The sequence below is a fragment of the Actinomadura rugatobispora genome (assembly GCF_055379765.1).
Genome location: NZ_AP029191.1, coordinates 7,107,205 through 7,122,559, shown reverse-complemented (window position 1 = coordinate 7,122,559; position 15,355 = coordinate 7,107,205). Strand labels below are relative to the sequence as shown.

Here is a 15,355-nt window from a genome sequence, read left to right as displayed (position 1 = left end):
CATGGGTGAGGTGCAAGTGCGAGTAGCCTTGACTCGTCTCAGAACTCACCTGCGAGCTGCGGAAGAGGGCGATCTCCGCCGTGTCGACAGAGTCAGCGCAATCAAGTGCCGACCCCAAGATGACAGACTTCGGTGCCAACGAGTGGCTGGTCGACGAGCTGTACCAGAAGTACCTCGAAGACCCCAACTCGGTTGACGAGGCCTGGTGGAACTTCTTCGCGGACTACCAGCCGGAAACCCGGCCCGCCGCGACCCCCGCCTCTCCGGCGGTCCCCCAGGCCCCGGGCGGCTCGGCCGCCAACGGCACCGCGGCTGCTCCGCCGACACCGCAGGCGCCTCCCGCGGCGCCCAAGGCCCCCCAGGCCCCGGCGCCCGCCGCCAAGCCGGCCGGCGGCAAGGCGGCCGCCAAGCCCGCCCCGCCGCCCGTCCCCGCGGGCGCCGAGGAGGTGCGGCTGCGCGGCGTGGCGGCCCGGACGGCCACCAACATGGAGGCCAGCCTGGCGGTGCCGACCGCGACCAGCGTGCGGGCCGTCGCGGCCAAGCTGCTGATCGACAACCGCATCGTCATCAACAACCACCTCAAGCGCGGCCGCGGCGGGAAGGTGTCGTTCACGCACCTGATCGGCTTCGCGATCGTGCGGGCGCTGGCGGCGATGCCGGAGATGAACGCCGCCTACACCGAGGTCGACGGCAAGCCGGTGCTGATCAAGCCCGAGCACGTCAACTTCGGCCTGGCCATCGACCTGCAGAAGGCCGACGGGCAGCGGCAGCTGGTGGTGCCGAGCATCAAGGCCGCCGACAGCCTCGACTTCCGCCAGTTCTGGGCGGCCTACGAGGAGATCGTCCGCAAGGCCCGCGGCAACAAGCTCACCCTGGACGACTTCCAGGGCACCACGATCAGCCTGACCAACCCGGGCACCATCGGCACGGTCCACTCCGTGCCGCGGCTGATGCCCGGCCAGGGCACCATCATCGGCGTCGGCGCGATGGAGTACCCGGCCGAGTTCGCCGGCGCCTCCGCCGAGACGCTGTCGCGGATGGGGATCAGCAAGGTCATGACGCTGACCTCCACCTACGACCACCGGATCATCCAGGGCGCGCAGTCCGGCGACTTCCTGCGCCGCATCAACCAGCTGCTGCTGGGCGAGGACGGCTTCTACGACGAGATCTTCGAGGCGCTGCGGATCCCGTACGAGCCGGTCCGCTGGGTGAAGGACATCTCCGCCACCCACGAGGAGGACGTCGCCAAGGTCGCCCGCGTCCACGAGCTGATCCACGCCTACCGGGTCCGCGGCCACCTGATGGCCGACACCGACCCGCTGGAGTACAAGCAGCGCCGCCACCCCGACCTCGACATCCTCCAGCACGGCCTCACCCTGTGGGACCTGGAGCGCGAGTTCGCCACCGGCGGGTTCGGCGGCAAGCCGACCATGAAGCTGCGCGACATCCTGGGCGTGCTCCGGATGGCCTACTGCCGCACCGTCGGCATCGAGTACATGCACATCCAGGACCCCGAGGAGCGCGCCTGGATCCAGGAGCGCGTCGAGGTCCCGCACGACAAGCCGTCGCGCGAGGAGCAGCTGCACGTGCTGCGCCGCCTCAACAGCGCCGAGGCGTTCGAGACGTTCCTGCAGACCAAGTTCGTCGGCCAGAAGCGGTTCTCGCTGGAGGGCGGCGAGTCGGTCATCCCGCTGCTCGACTCGGTGATCTCCGCCTCCGCCAAGGCGCACCTGGACGAGGTCGTCATCGGCATGGCCCACCGCGGCCGGCTGAACGTGCTCGCCAACATCGTCGGCAAGTCCTACGGGCAGATCTTCGGCGAGTTCGAGGGCAACCTCGACCCGCGCAGCGCCCAGGGCTCCGGCGACGTCAAGTACCACCTGGGCGCCGAGGGCGACTTCGTCGCCGAGGACGGCTCCAAGATCCACTGCGAGCTGGTCGCCAACCCGTCCCACCTGGAGACCGTCGACCCGGTCCTGGAGGGCGTGGTCCGCGCCAAGCAGGACCTCCTGGACGTCGGCGAGGCCGGGTTCAGCGTGCTGCCCATCCTGATCCACGGCGACGCCGCGTTCGCCGGGCAGGGCGTGGTCGCCGAGACCCTCAACCTCTCCCAGCTGCGCGGCTACCGCACCGGCGGCACCGTGCACGTGATCATCAACAACCAGGTCGGGTTCACCACCGCGCCCGAGTACTCGCGCTCCAGCGTCTACTCCACCGACGTGGCCCGGATGATCCAGGCACCCATCTTCCACGTCAACGGCGACGACCCCGAGGCCTGCGCCCGGGTCGCCCGGCTCGCCTTCGAGTACCGGCAGACGTTCAAGAAGGACGTCGTCATCGACATGGTCTGCTACCGGCGGCGCGGCCACAACGAGGGCGAGAACCCCTCGTTCACCCAGCCGCTGATGTACGACCTGATCGACGCCAAGCGCTCGGTCCGCAAGCTCTACACCGAGGCGCTGATCGGCCGCGGCGACATCACCGTCGAGGAGGCCGAGGCCTCGCTGCGCGACTACCAGCTGCAGCTGGAGCGGGCGTTCACCGAGACCCGCGAGGCCACCAAGAAGCCCCTGGAGCCGGGCGCGGTCGTCAAGCCGGACGTCGAGGAGCGCATCCCGATCGACCACGGCTCGGCCGGCACCGCGATCAGCGCCGAGACGGTCAAGCGCATCATCGAGTCGCAGCTCAGCCTGCCGGAGGGCTTCAACGTCCACCCGCGGCTCCAGCCGATCCTGCAGCGCCGCGTGCAGTCGGTCGAGGACGACGCGATCGACTGGGCCACCGGCGAACTGCTGGCCTTCGGCTCCCTGCTGATCGACGGCCGCCCGGTCCGGCTCGTCGGCCAGGACAGCCGCCGCGGCACCTTCGGCCAGCGGCACGCCGTCCTCGTCGACCGCAAGACCGGCGAGGAGTACACCCCGCTCAAGCAGTTCGGGCAGGGCGTGTCGAAGTTCTACGTGCACGACTCGCTGCTCAGCGAGTACGCGGCGATGGGCTTCGAGTACGGCTACTCCATGACCCGCCCCGACGCGCTCGTCGCCTGGGAGGCCCAGTTCGGCGACTTCGCCAACGGCGCCCAGTCGATCGTGGACGAGTACATCTCCTCCGGCGAGCAGAAGTGGGGCCAGCGCTCCGGCGTCGTGCTGCTGCTGCCGCACGGCTACGAGGGCCAGGGGCCGGACCACTCGTCCGCCCGCATCGAGCGCTACCTGCAGCTGTGCGCCCAGGACAACATGACGGTCGTCTACCCGACGACCCCGGCCAACTACTTCCACCTGCTGCGCTGGCAGGTGCTGTCCGGCCGCGCCAAGCCGCTCGTCGTGTTCACGCCCAAGTCCCTGCTGCGCCTCAAGGCCGCCGCCTCCCCGGTCGCCGAGATCACCGACGGCGCGTTCCAGCCGGTGATCCCCGACACCGACCCGGCGATCGACCCGTCCGGCGTCCGGCGGGTGCTCCTCACCACCGGCAAGATCTACTACGACGTGGTGAACGCCCGTAAGGAGCGCGGCGTCACCGACACCGCCATCGTGCGGGTCGAGCGGCTCTACCCGCCGCCCGTCGACGAGATCAAGGCCGAGCTGGCCAAGTACCCGTCCGGCACCGAGATCCTGTGGGTCCAGGACGAGCCCGCCAACATGGGCGCCTGGCCGTTCATGGCGCTCAAGCTCTCCCACCACATTGAGGGCCTGGCGATGAAGCGGATCTCCCGCCCCGCCTCCTCGTCCCCCGCCGTGGGCTCGGCCAAGCTCCACCAGGCCGAACAGGAAGCCCTGCTCACCCGCATCTTCGGGCAGTAGCTGTGTTCATCTGGGGGGGCCACCCCCCAGACCCCCAGGCGGGGCGGGCGCACCCGTCCGCTCGCCTGGGGGCTCGCTCCAGGGCACACCCGCCCCGGTGGGGGGCCGGCCCCCCACACCCCCCGGCAGGGGCTCCGCCCCCACACCCCCGGACAAGCGTCCGGGAACCGGAATCGATGAGAGACCACGCGACATGTACTTCACCGATCGGGGGATCGAGGAACTGGCCGACCGCCGCGGCGGAGAAGAGGTCAGCCTGGGCTGGCTGGCCGAGCGGCTGCGCGAGTTCGTCGATCTGAACCCCGACTTCGAGATCCCCGTCGAGCGCCTGGCGACCTGGCTCGCCCGCCTGGACGAGGACGAAGAGGAGTAGGAGATCAGGGGGCCGGGTTCGACCCGGCCCCCTGATCGCTTTCCACCCGCCCCCGGCCCACCCCGAAACGCGATACATCTTGACTTCCCAAAAACGCGACATATCGTGTGTACTGAAAGCAGAACCCCGCACCGAACCACTCCGCCCCACCCCCACCCGGGGGCAAGGGGGCGGAGCCCCCAGGAATCGGGGGCTAGGGGCGGAGCCCCAGCTGGGGGGTGCGGGGGGCGGAGCCCCCTGCCAAGGGCCGGGTGCCCCGTAAGGAGCGCCAGCGACTGGAGGGGTGCGCGGCCCGCCGGGGGGCGTGGGGGGTCGCCCCCCACAATGAAACGACTAGAGGGAGAAAGTGGTGCGTTGGACTGTCGACGAACCGGCCACCCTCGATTTCGACGGCGTGGTGGCGTTGAAGGCCACCCTCATCGCGGGCAGCGTCTCGGTGCTGGCCTCCGATGACCGGCCCTCGGTGCTGGTCGGGGACGTGGAGGGGCCGCCGCTGGTGGTGGGCCATGAGGCCGGGATGCTGACGATCACCCATGAGCGGTTGTGGGAGGGCGTGCTCACGTGGCTGCGCACGCACAGGGCGCGGGCCGCGATCACGGTGACGGTGCCGCGCGACTGCCCGGTCACGCTCAACCTGGTGTCCGCGGACGCGGTGATCACGGGGATGACGGCGCGCACGTCGATCCGGAGCGGTGCCGGGGATGTGACGCTGGACGGGGTGACCGGTGCCATCGACGCGAACACGGTGTCCGGGGCGATCGAGGCGCAGGGCCTGGACGGCCGGGTGTCGTTCACCTCGGTGTCGGGCGATCTGGCCCTGGCCGGCGGTGACATCGATACGCTGGCGGCCCGGACGGTCAGCGGGCGCATCGCCGCGGACGTCGATCTGGCGGGGGGCGGCCGGATCGAGGTGAACACGGTCTCGGGCGAGGTGGCGCTGCGGATCCCGGAGTCGGCCGGGGCGCAGGTGGCGCTGCACTCGGCGGCGGGGCGGATCGAGACGTCGTTCCCCGAGCTGGGCCGCGAGGAGCGGGCGGTGACCAGGAGCGTCACCGGCAAGCTCGGGGACGGTTCGGGCCGGCTGTCGGTCAACACGGTGTCGGGCGGTGTCGCCCTGCTCGGTCGGGCGGGGGACGGCGGGGCCGGCGCCTTCGATCCCGGAATGGAGAAGTGAGTTGAGCCCCGTATTCGGTCATGGCCGCCTGCGCCTGTACCTGCTGAAGCTGCTGGAGGAGAGCCCGCGGCACGGGTACGAGGTGATCCGGCTGCTGCAGGACCGGTTCCTCGGGGTGTACTCGCCCTCGCCCGGCACGATCTATCCGCGGCTGGCGCGGCTGGAGTCGGAGGGCCTGGTCAGCCATGAGGTGATCAAGGGCAAGAAGGTGTACTCCCTGACCGACAAGGGCCGGGAGGAGCTGGAGCGGCGGATGGACGAGCTGGCCGATCTGGAGGAGGAGATCTCCGCGTCGGCCCAGGAGTTCGCCCGGGAGGTCCAGCAGGACGTGCGGCAGACGGTGCGGTCGCTGCGCGAGGAGCTGACCCAGGCCGCCAAGACCATGCGCGATCAGAGCCGTACCGCGTCCAAGGAGGCCTGGCGGGAGACCACGGACCGCCAGAAGGAGGAGTGGGAGCGGCAGAAGGACCACTGGCGGGAGCAGAGCCAGGCGTGGCGGGACGAGTGGCGGCACACCTGGGAGGAGGCGTGGAAGACCGCGACGGGGTCGCGGCATGACGTGAACCGCCTCAAGGTGGAGCGGATGCTGCGCACCTTCGTGGACGACGTGCGCGCGGCGGCGAAGGACTCCCGCCTGGACGACGACGACCTGACCGCCGTCCAGGCCCTCCTCGAGGAGACCCACACCCGCCTGCGCGACGAGATCTTCCGCCAGGACTGACCGCACGCCTACACGGCGAAGACGATCTTGCCGAAGAGCTCGCCCTCGTTCATGGCGGCGAAGCCGTCGCGGGCCTCGGCCAGGGGCAGGGTGCGGTCGACGACCGGGCGGGTGCCGCTCTTGACCAGGAAGCGGGCGAGGCGTTCGAGCTGGTCGCGGGTGCCCATGGTGGAGCCGACGACCGAAAGCTGGAGGAAGAAGACCCGGTTGAGCTCGGCCGGGGGGACCTGGCCGCTGGTGGCGCCGGAGATCACGATGCGGCCGCCGGGGCGCAGCGACTTCAGGGAGTGCGACCAGGTGGCCTGGCCGACGGTCTCCATGACGGCGTCGACGCGTTCGGGGAGCCGGGCGCCGGATTCGAAGGCGGCGTCGGCGCCGAGTTCGAGGGCGCGCTTGCGCTTGGACTCGCTGCGGCTGGTGGCCCAGACCCGGTAGCCGGCGGCGGAGCCGAGGGCGATCAGCGCGGTGGCGACGCCGCCGCCGGCGCCCTGGACCAGGACGGTCGAGCCGGGCTGGAGGCCGGCCTTGTCGAACAGCATCCGGTAGGCGGTGAGCCAGGCGGTGGGCAGGCAGGCGGCCTCGGCGAACGACAGTTCGGCGGGCTTGGGCACCAGGTTGCGGCGGGGTACGGCGACGCGTTCGGCGAAGGTGCCGTCGTGGCTCTCCGACAGCAGGGACCGCTTGGGGTCGAGGGTCTCGTCGCCGCCGCCGCGCGCGGGGTCGCCGATGACGGAGTGGACGATGACCTCGTTGCCGTCCTCGTCCACTCCGGCGGCGTCGCAGCCGAGGGTGATCGGGAGCTGTTCGGCGCGCAGCCCCACGCCCTTCAGCGACCACAGGTCGTGGTGGTTGAGGGCGGTGGCCTTCACCGTGACGGTGGTCCACCCTTCGGGGACCTCCGGTTCGGGCCGCTCGCCGAGCGTCAGGCCGTTCAGCGGATTGTCTGCGTCGAATTGCGTAGCCGTGACAGCGAACATGACCGCACCCTAGTCCGCGGCCCGCCTGCCGCCCGAGACCGGGGTCGCCCGGGTCACAGGACCTTGGACAGGAAGTCCTGGGTGCGGGGGTGCCGGGGGTTGGCCAGGACCTCGCGGGGCGGGCCCTGCTCGACGATCACGCCGCCGTCCATGAAGACCAGGGAGTCGCCGACCTCGCGGGCGAATCCGATCTCGTGGGTGACGACGACCATGGTCATGCCGTCCAGGGCGAGCTGCTTCATGACCTCCAGGACCTCGCCGACCAGTTCGGGGTCGAGCGCGGAGGTGGGCTCGTCGAAGAGCATCAGCTTGGGCTGCATGGCCAGGGCACGGGCGATGGCGACGCGCTGCTGCTGGCCGCCCGACAGCTGCGCCGGGTAGCTGCGGACCTTGTCGGCCAGGCCGACCCGGTCCATCAGCTTCAGCGCCCGCTCGCGGACCTGCGTCTTGGGTTCGCGCTTGACCCGGCAGGGCGCCTCCATGACGTTCTCCAGCGCCGTCATGTGGGGGAAGAGGTTGAAGCGCTGGAAGACCATGCCGATCTCGCGGCGCTGGGCGGCGACCTCGCGGTCGCGCAGCTCGTAGAGCTTGTCGCCCTTCTGCCGGTAGCCGACCAGGTGGCCGGCCACCCACAGCCGCCCGGCGTCGATCTTCTCCAGGTGGTTGATGCAGCGCAGGAAGGTCGACTTGCCGGAGCCGGACGGGCCGATGACGCACATCACCTCGCCCGGCCGCACCTCCAGGTCGATGCCCCTGAGTACTTCCAGGCGCCCGAAGCTCTTGTGGATGTTCTCGGCCCGCACCATGAAGTCGTCCTGGACCTCGACGGTGTCGGCGCCGCCGGCGGACGGTTCGCTCATCGGTCCTCCCCCTCGTCCTTCCGGAGATCGGGGCCGCCCTCGGCGGGCCCCGTACCGGCCGGGGCGGTGCGCGCGCGGTCGCGCCGCCGCGGTCTGCCGGTCGCCGCCGCCCCGCGGGAGAAGTGGCGCTCGATGTAGTACTGCCCGACCAGCAGGAAGCTGGTCAGGACCAGGTACCAGACGCACGCGGCCACCAGCATCGGGAACACCTGGAAGGTGCGGTTGCCGACGGCCTGGAGCTGGAAGAACAGCTCGTTGCTGACCGGGACGAAGGCGACCAGCGAGGTGTCCTTCAGCATCGCGATGGTCTCGTTGCCGGTCGGCGGGATGATCACCCGCATCGCCTGCGGGAGCACCACCCGGCGCATCGTCTGGAACCGGGACATGCCCAGCGCCGACGCCGCCTCACCCTGCCCGGGGTCGACCGACATGATCCCGGCGCGGACGATCTCGGCCATGTAGGCCGCCTCGGACAGCGCCAGGGCGAGCAGGCCCGCCATGAAGCCGGTCAGCAGGGTCCGCGCGTCCAGGGTGAACAGCGTCCCCTCGAGGTTGACGCCCAGCAGGTCGCTGAACACCCCGGCGAACGGGATCCCGCCCACGTGGTACTCGGCGTACAGGATCCCCATGTTGCCGAACAGGATCGCCAGCACCAGCCGCGGCACCGCCCGGAAGAACCAGGTGTAGAGCCAGGCGACGCCGCTGAGCACCGGGTTGGGCGACAGCCGCATCACCGCCAGCACCACGCCCATGACCACGCCGATCAGCATGGCCAGCACGGTCAGCGCGATCGTGGTGTAGACGCCGCGGACGATGTTGGGCCGGAAGGCGTTGTCGACGATGAACGACCACTGGAACTTCTCGTTCGTCACCAGCATGTTGACGAACATCGCGGCGAGCACCGCGATGACCGCCACCGCCACCCAGCGCCCCGGGTGCCGGACGGGCACGGCCGTGATGGTCTCCGGCCGTGCCCGCGGCGCCGAGAGGTCCTCGGTTGTGTGGGTCATGGGATCAGGGGTTCACTGCCGAGTCGTTGAGGGCGCCCGCCTGGACGTTCCACTTCTCCAGGATCTTCTTGTACGTGCCGTCCTGCATGAGCGCCTTGGTGGCCTCCGAGACGGCCTGCCCGAGCTGGGTCTGGTCCTTCTTCAAGACGTACCCGTACGGGGCGGCGTCGTAGATGTCGCCGAGCAGCTCCAGCTGGCCGTTGGTCTGCTTCACCGCGTAGGCGATGATCGGCGAGTCGGCCAGGCCGGCGTCGTCCTTGCCGGACACGACCGCGGCGGTGGCCTGGTCCTGCCCCTGGTACTGGTCGATGGTGATCGCGGGCTTGCCCGCGTCCGTGCACGCCTTGGACTTCTTCTCCACGTCCTCGACCTGCACGGTGCCCTTCTGGACGGCCACCTTCTTGCCGCAGGCGTTGTCGGGCTGGACGCCGCCCGGGTTGCCCTTCTTGGTGGCCCACTGGGTGCCGGCGTTGAAGTAGCTCACCATCAGGACCTGCTGCTTGCGCTCGGGGTTGATGGTGAACGAGGACACCCCGGCCTCGTACTTGCCGGACTGCACGCCCGGGATGATGTCGTCGAACTTGGAGCTCACCCACTCGGTCTTGAGCCCGAGCTTGGTGGCGACCGCGTCGAACAGCTCCTTGTCCCAGCCGATGACGGTCTTGCCGTCGGTGTCGAGGAACTCGTTGGGGGCGTACGAGGAGTCCGTCCCGATGACGATCTTGCCGTCCGCCTTGATGTCGGCGGGGACCAGACCCGCCAGCCGGGCGTCGGTGCCACCCGATGGGGTGATCGTGCCGCCGGCCCCGGTGCCCTCGTTCTTCTCTCCGCAGGCCGACAGGGCGAGGGCGCCCGTCAGCACGAGCGCGCCCGCCGCGACGGCGCGGCGGCGCAGAGAACCAGTGATCACAGGTCCCCCTCCGTCTGGTTCAGGTGGATCCGTCCGGATCCGTCGGTCGGTGCATAGTTTCGCGTACACCAGCCGTGATCTGGATAAAGGGTGCGAAACAATCGGACAACAAGGATGTTCGGGTCATCGCCCCACCCCTCGATCATCTCACGCTCCGTAATGACCGAACAGCACAGAGTGTCACCGACGTGACCCCCGCCACCGGCCCCGCCCAGGGGCGGGACCGGGCGCCTGTGGCACAATCGGACAACGGGTGACCCCCGTACGTCGCGAGATGTCCACCAGGTGGACGGCAACCAGACCACACCACCGCGGCGGCATCGTTCGAAATCCACATGTCACTGACAGGGGTCGCTGTGGCCGAAGAGCCCAATTCCACCGAACCGCACTCGTACGACGACGATCCGGCCTTCCCGCTGCACCGCGGCGGCAAGCTGGAAGTCCGCTCCACCATCCCGGTGCGCGACAAGGACGATCTCTCCCTCGCCTACACCCCCGGCGTCGCGCGGGTCTGCACCGCGATCGCCGACAACCCCGAGCTGGCCTACGACTACACCTGGACCTCCAAGGTCGTCGCCGTCGTCACCGACGGTACCGCCGTCCTCGGCCTGGGCGACATCGGCCCGGCCGCCTCCATGCCGGTCATGGAGGGCAAATCGCTGCTGTTCAAGGAGTTCGCCGGGGTCGACTCGGTGCCGATCGCGCTCAACTGCACCGGCGTCGACGAGATCGTCGAGACCGTCATCCGGCTCGCGCCCAGCTTCGGCGGCATCAACCTCGAGGACATCAGCGCTCCACGCTGCTTCGAGATCGAGGACCGGCTCCGCGCGGCGCTGGACATTCCGGTCTTCCACGACGACCAGCACGGCACCGCGATCGTCGCGCTCGCCGCGCTGAAGAACGCCGCCCGGCTCACCGGCCGCCCGCTGTCGGACCTGCGCGCCGTGGTCGCCGGCGCCGGCGCCTCCGGCGTGGCCGTGACCCGGATCCTGCTCAACGCCGGCATCGGTGACATCGCCGTCTCCGACAGCAAGGGCCTGATCTACCGGGGCCGCGACGGCCTCAACCCGATCAAGGAGGCGCTGGCCGCCGACACCAACAAGGCCGGCCTGCAGGGCTCCACCGAAGAGGCGCTGCGCGGCGCCGACGTGTTCATCGGACTCTCCGGCAGCACCGTGCAGGAGTCCTCGATCGCCACCATGGCCGACGGCGCGATCGTGTTCGCGCTGTCCAACCCCACGCCCGAGGTGCACCCGGACGTGGCGCGGCGGCACGCGCAGGTGGTCGCGACCGGCCGCAGCGACTTCCCCAACCAGATCAACAACGTGCTGGCCTTCCCCGGCATCTTCAAGGGCGCGATGCAGGTGCGCGCGCACTCCATCACCGAGGGCATGAAGCTGGCCGCCGCGGACGCGCTGGCCGGCATCGTCGGCGACGACCTCACCGCCGACTACGTGATCCCCGGCCCCTTCGACGAGCGGGTCGCCCCCGCCGTCACCTCCGCCGTGGCCGAGCAGGCCCGCGCGGACGGCGTCAACCGGATCTGACCCCGATCCACACGCGGCCCGTGCCTCCCCGACCGGGAGGACACGGGCCGTAGCCGTCTCCCGGACCGCGGCGGCCGGGGCCGGTGGGAAAACTGTGCCCGGAACGCCGGACGGCAAGGAATTTGTCGGCTTGGCTCGATCTCTACTGCACAATATTTCACATTCCGCCGGACCATTTGCCCGGCCGCTCCGGCGCACGGGGTGTAATACTCGTCAGACGGGAATGACTCGTACCACTCGTCCGATCAGGTCGACTCCGTCAGGAGCTCGCTCGTGGACCTCGCCTCTTACGCCGACCTGGCCATCGAGCTCGTCAACACCCAGGACCGCTCCGGCGACACGCTGCGGGACCTCGCCGGGCTGCACGCCCTCCTGGCGCGGCGGCCCCAGCTCGCCGGCCGCGTCGGCCACCGCGACCTCGACACGATGCGCGCCCTGCGCGCCCAACTGCGGGCGGTGTTCGCCGCCGCCGGCGCGGGCGACGAGGAGGAGGCGATCGACCTCCTCAACTCGCTGCTCATCCAGCATCCCGTCCATCCCCAGCTCACCCGGCACGACGACGACTGGCACGTGCACCTCAACGAGGGCGGCTCGGTCCCCGACCGGTACGCGGCGCGCGCCGCGATGGGCCTGGCCGTCAGGGTCGGCGAACGGGGCATCGACCGGCTCGGCGTGTGCCGCGCCGAGGGCTGCGGCCGGGTGTTCTTCGACACCACCGCCGCCCGCTCCCGCCGCTACTGCTCCGACCGCTGCGCGGGCCGCACCGGCGTGGCCGCCGCCGATCCCCCGCCCCAGCCCAGGGTGACCGAGGCGGTGGGGGCCGGTCACCGCGCCGCCGACCGCCCCGCCGGGAACACCGCCACCCGCGACGGCGGCCAGTAGCGCGCCACGACCCGTCCCAGCACCAGCCGGTCCGGGACGGCGCCGAAATCCCAGCTGTCCTGCCGGCCGGCCGCGCGCTGGTTGTCGCTCTCCAGCCACCACCCCTCGCCGTCGCGGTGCCCCGCCCGCTTCACCAGCAGCAGCCCGGGCCGGTCCGGATGGCGGGCCACGACGACGTCCCCGGCCCGCACCCGCCGCCGCCCGACCCGTACCAGCAGCAGGTCACCGGGCCGCAGCGCGGGCAGCATCGACTCCCCCGTGACCGCCACGGCCTTCAGCGCCACCGGCATATCTCGCCCCCGTTCGGTGAAACCAGTCACGGGGCCCGGCCCGGCCGGGTCCTAGGCCGAAATACCGAGCGCCCTGGCGCCACGGCCCCGGGGCCACAAGAGTAATGTCGGTGACCTGAGCATGATCCGCAACGAGGGAAGGAAAACGCAGGTGCTCGTCAACCTTCTGCGCCCGAAGACCACGGTCTCCGCGCACTGCGACCTGCCGTGCGGCGTCTACGACCCGGCGCAGGCCCGCATCGAGGCCGAGTCCGTCAAGGCGATCGCCGAGAAGTACGCCGCCAACGAGGACCCCGTCTTCCGCGCACGCGCCATCGAGATCAAGGAGCAGCGCTCCCAGTTGGTCAAGGAGCACCTGTGGGTGCTCTGGACCGACTACTTCAAGCCGCCGCACTTCGAGAAGTACCCGCAGCTGCACCAGCTGTTCAATGAGGCCACCAAGCTCGCCGGCGCCGGCGGCACCAAGGGCAGCATCGACGTCAAGACCGCCGAGGACCTGCTGGCCCGCATCGCGGAGATCGACAAGATCTTCTGGGAAACCAAGCAGGCGTGAGTGAGCGGCTGGCCGGGCCCGCTGGGAGCGGGCCCGGCCGCCGGTCGAACCCCCGCTGACGCGGGGAGCAGGTCTCGCAAAAGATCTTGTCGATCTCCGCGATCGGACCACCCCCGCTGACGCGGGGAGAATCCTTCAACAGTAGCTGGCGCGGATAGCCTGTCAGGCATGATCCGGCCTGCGACTCCTGACGACGTGCCCGCGGTCCTGCGGCTGATCCGCGATCTCGCCGAGTACGAGCGGGCCCTGCACGAGGTGAAGGCGACCGAGGAGGACCTGAGCACCGCCCTCTTCGGGGCGGACCCGAAGGTGTTCGCGCACGTGGCCGAGCACGAGGGCGAGGTCATCGGATTCGCCCTGTGGTTCCTGACGTTCTCCACCTGGCTGGGCCGGCACGGCATCTACCTGGAGGACCTCTACGTCGACCCGGCCGTACGGGGCCACGGCCACGGCAAGGCCCTCCTGGTGGAACTGGCCCGGATCGCCGACGAGCGCGGCTACGGGCGCGTGGAGTGGGCCGTCCTCAACTGGAACACGCCCTCCATAGCCTTCTACGAGGCCCTGGGCGCCCGCCCGCAGGACGAATGGACCACCTACCGCCTGACCGGCGACGCCCTGACCAAACTCGCCAAGAGCTGACCCAGGGCCCTGGGGGGCAAGGGGGCGAAGCCCCCAGGAATCGGGGGGCTAGGGGAGGCGAAGCCCCCCAGCGGGGGGTGCGGGGGGCGGAGCCCTCTGCCAAGGGCCGGGTGCCCCCGTAAGGAGCGCCAGCGACTGGAGGGGGCGCGCGGCCCGGCCTGGGGCCTGGGGGTGGCCCCCAGATAGACACAGCCAGAGTTCCTCGCGTGCCTAATTCTCCGACTGGGGCTCCTAGGCGGTAGTTTCGAAGGCAGCGGGACCATCCTGCGAGGGAGTGACGTGACCGAGGAGACCGCGGCCATGCCGGCCAGTACCAAGTTGTCCGTGCGCGATGTGGTGACGGTGAAGCTGCCCGCCGCCGGCGCCTACCTGTCGGTTCTGCGAACCGCGACCGCGGGGCTGGCCGCCCGCCTCGACTTCACGCTGGACGAGATCGAGGACCTGCGCATCGCCGTGGACGAGGCGTGCGCGATGCTGCTCGCCCAGGCGGTTCCGGGAACCGATCTGACGTGCGAGTTCGAGTTGACGGGAGAGGCGATGCGCATCGCGGTGTCGGTGCTGACCGTGGACGGCACGGTGCCCAGCCGCGACACCTTCGCCTGGACGGTGCTGTCCTCTCTGGCCGGCGAGGTCGACTCGCAGGTCGGTGCGGACGACCGGGTCACCGTGACGCTGCAGAAGCGCCGCGGTAGCGCGGGGGCCCCGTGACGGAGAAGACGACCGTGGCGGGCGAGACCGGGAACGAGCGCACCGAGGGCGCCGTCCCGGACCGGGCCCGTGCCCGCGCCCTGTTCGAGCGCCTGGCGGAGCTGCCCGAGGGCGACCCGGAGCGCCAGCGCATCCGCGACCAGCTGGTGGAGCTGCATCTGCCGCTGGTCGAGTATCTGGCCCGGCGGTTCCGCAACCGGGGCGAGTGGCTGGACGATCTGATCCAGGTCGCCACGATCGGGCTGATCAAGTCGATCGACCGGTTCGATCTGAGCCGCGGGGTGGAGTTCTCGACCTACGCCACGCCCACGATCGTGGGCGAGATCAAGCGGCATTTCCGCGACAAGGGCTGGGCGGTGCGGGTGCCGCGCCGGCTGCAGGAGCTGAAGCTGTCGCTGACGAAGGCGATCAGCGATCTGGCGCAGCGCGAGGGCCGGGCTCCGACGGTGAGCGAGCTGGCGGCGCACCTGCAGATGAGCGAGGAGGAGGTGCTGGAGGGCCTGGAGTCCGCCAACGCCTACTCGACGGTGTCGCTGGACGCTCCGGACTCCGGTGACGAGGACGCGCCCGCGGTGGCCGACTCGCTCGGCATGGTGGACGAGTCGCTGGAGGGCGTGGAGTACCGGGAGTCCCTCAAGCCGCTACTGGAGAAGCTGCCGGCGCGGGAGAAGAAGATCCTGCTGCTGCGGTTCTTCGGCAACATGACGCAGTCGCAGATCGCGGCGGAGCTGGGGATCTCGCAGATGCACGTGTCGCGGCTGCTGGCGCGGACGCTGGCGCAGCTGCGCGAGGGGCTGACCGCCGACGAGTGAGGGCCCGGCCCCCGGTTCGTTTCCGGGGCCAGGCCTGTCTCGAGGGGGCCTCAGTATCGCGCGGGCGCGTTACCTGGACGGTGGTGCGACGCCGGAGGCGAG

Annotated in this window: 15 protein-coding genes; 10 read left to right on the top strand and 5 right to left on the bottom strand. The window is 70.5% G+C overall.

Translation table 11 applies throughout. The annotated features are described in order from the left end of the window. Nucleotides 1-80 precede the first annotated feature (80 nt). The 4 genes from ACZ466_RS31895 (at nt 81) to ACZ466_RS31880 (ending at nt 6,065) form a co-directional block, all read left to right on the top strand. Nucleotides 81-3,797: a multifunctional oxoglutarate decarboxylase/oxoglutarate dehydrogenase thiamine pyrophosphate-binding subunit/dihydrolipoyllysine-residue succinyltransferase subunit gene (locus tag ACZ466_RS31895; protein WP_378288004.1), complete on the top strand. Its 3,717-nt coding sequence runs from the start codon at nt 81-83 to the stop codon at nt 3,795-3,797. 193 nt (nt 3,798-3,990) lie between these two features. Then, nucleotides 3,991-4,170, top strand: a complete 180-nt coding sequence (locus ACZ466_RS31890) for a DUF6104 family protein (protein WP_378288003.1) — start codon at nt 3,991-3,993, stop codon at nt 4,168-4,170. Nucleotides 4,171-4,519: 349 nt separating this feature from the next. Continuing rightward, nucleotides 4,520-5,344 carry a DUF4097 family beta strand repeat-containing protein gene (locus tag ACZ466_RS31885; RefSeq protein ID WP_378288002.1) on the top strand — a complete coding sequence of 275 codons (825 nt, stop codon included), beginning with the start codon at nt 4,520-4,522 and terminating at the stop codon, nt 5,342-5,344. 1 nt (nt 5,345) lies between these two features. Next, nucleotides 5,346-6,065: a PadR family transcriptional regulator gene (locus ACZ466_RS31880; protein ID WP_378288001.1), complete on the top strand. Its 720-nt coding sequence runs from the start codon at nt 5,346-5,348 to the stop codon at nt 6,063-6,065. An 8-nt stretch (nt 6,066-6,073) separates the two neighbouring features. Here ACZ466_RS31880 and ACZ466_RS31875 read toward each other — a convergent pair whose 3' ends face one another. From ACZ466_RS31875 to ACZ466_RS31860, 4 genes are read right to left on the bottom strand one after another with little or no spacing between them, the layout of a single operon-like run. Beyond that, on the bottom strand, nt 6,074-7,042 hold the full coding sequence (locus tag ACZ466_RS31875) for a zinc-binding dehydrogenase (protein WP_378288000.1): 969 nt from the start codon (nt 7,040-7,042) through the stop codon (nt 6,074-6,076). A 53-nt stretch (nt 7,043-7,095) separates the two neighbouring features. Next, entirely contained in the window at nt 7,096-7,902 is an 807-nt protein-coding gene (locus ACZ466_RS31870; RefSeq protein ID WP_378287999.1) for an amino acid ABC transporter ATP-binding protein, read from the bottom strand. Beyond that, nucleotides 7,899-8,912 (bottom strand): amino acid ABC transporter permease, encoded by a 1,014-nt coding sequence (locus ACZ466_RS31865; RefSeq protein WP_378287998.1) that lies wholly within the window; start codon nt 8,910-8,912, stop codon nt 7,899-7,901. The genes ACZ466_RS31870 and ACZ466_RS31865 overlap by 4 nt, the downstream gene beginning before the upstream one ends. Before the next feature lie 4 nt (nt 8,913-8,916). Then, nucleotides 8,917-9,822 (bottom strand): ABC transporter substrate-binding protein, encoded by a 906-nt coding sequence (locus ACZ466_RS31860; RefSeq protein WP_378287997.1) that lies wholly within the window; start codon nt 9,820-9,822, stop codon nt 8,917-8,919. A 335-nt stretch (nt 9,823-10,157) separates the two neighbouring features. On the opposite strand from ACZ466_RS31860, the gene ACZ466_RS31855 reads away from it, so the two are divergent. After that, the gene (locus ACZ466_RS31855; RefSeq protein WP_378287996.1) at nt 10,158-11,369 is read left to right on the top strand and encodes an NAD(P)-dependent malic enzyme; all 1,212 of its coding nucleotides are present in this window, start codon (nt 10,158-10,160) and stop codon (nt 11,367-11,369) included. A 273-nt stretch (nt 11,370-11,642) separates the two neighbouring features. Continuing rightward, a complete protein-coding gene (locus ACZ466_RS31850; RefSeq protein ID WP_378287995.1) occupies nt 11,643-12,251 on the top strand; it encodes a CGNR zinc finger domain-containing protein in 609 nt (202 codons plus the stop codon). On the opposite strand, the gene sodX is transcribed toward ACZ466_RS31850, so the two are convergent. Then, nucleotides 12,194-12,541, bottom strand: coding sequence for a nickel-type superoxide dismutase maturation protease (sodX, locus tag ACZ466_RS31845; protein WP_378287994.1), 348 nt, complete (start codon nt 12,539-12,541; stop codon nt 12,194-12,196). The two genes, ACZ466_RS31850 and sodX, sit on opposite strands and share 58 nt — an antisense overlap. 151 nt (nt 12,542-12,692) lie before the next feature. Between sodX and sodN the strand changes: the two genes are divergently transcribed. The 4 genes from sodN to ACZ466_RS31825 all read left to right on the top strand — a co-directional run bounded on the left by sodN (nt 12,693) and on the right by ACZ466_RS31825 (nt 15,253). Continuing rightward, nucleotides 12,693-13,094 carry a superoxide dismutase, Ni gene (gene sodN, locus ACZ466_RS31840; protein WP_378287993.1) on the top strand — a complete coding sequence of 134 codons (402 nt, stop codon included), beginning with the start codon at nt 12,693-12,695 and terminating at the stop codon, nt 13,092-13,094. A gap of 168 nt (nt 13,095-13,262) precedes the next feature. Then, complete coding sequence (locus ACZ466_RS31835; RefSeq protein WP_378287992.1) at nt 13,263-13,733, top strand: GNAT family N-acetyltransferase; 471 nt, start codon at nt 13,263-13,265, stop codon at nt 13,731-13,733. A 279-nt stretch (nt 13,734-14,012) separates the two neighbouring features. Continuing rightward, the gene (locus ACZ466_RS31830; protein WP_378287991.1) at nt 14,013-14,441 is read left to right on the top strand and encodes an ATP-binding protein; all 429 of its coding nucleotides are present in this window, start codon (nt 14,013-14,015) and stop codon (nt 14,439-14,441) included. Then, complete coding sequence (locus tag ACZ466_RS31825; RefSeq protein ID WP_378287990.1) at nt 14,438-15,253, top strand: RNA polymerase sigma factor SigF; 816 nt, start codon at nt 14,438-14,440, stop codon at nt 15,251-15,253. The genes ACZ466_RS31830 and ACZ466_RS31825 overlap by 4 nt, the downstream gene beginning before the upstream one ends. The last annotated feature ends 102 nt before the right edge of the window (nt 15,254-15,355 follow it).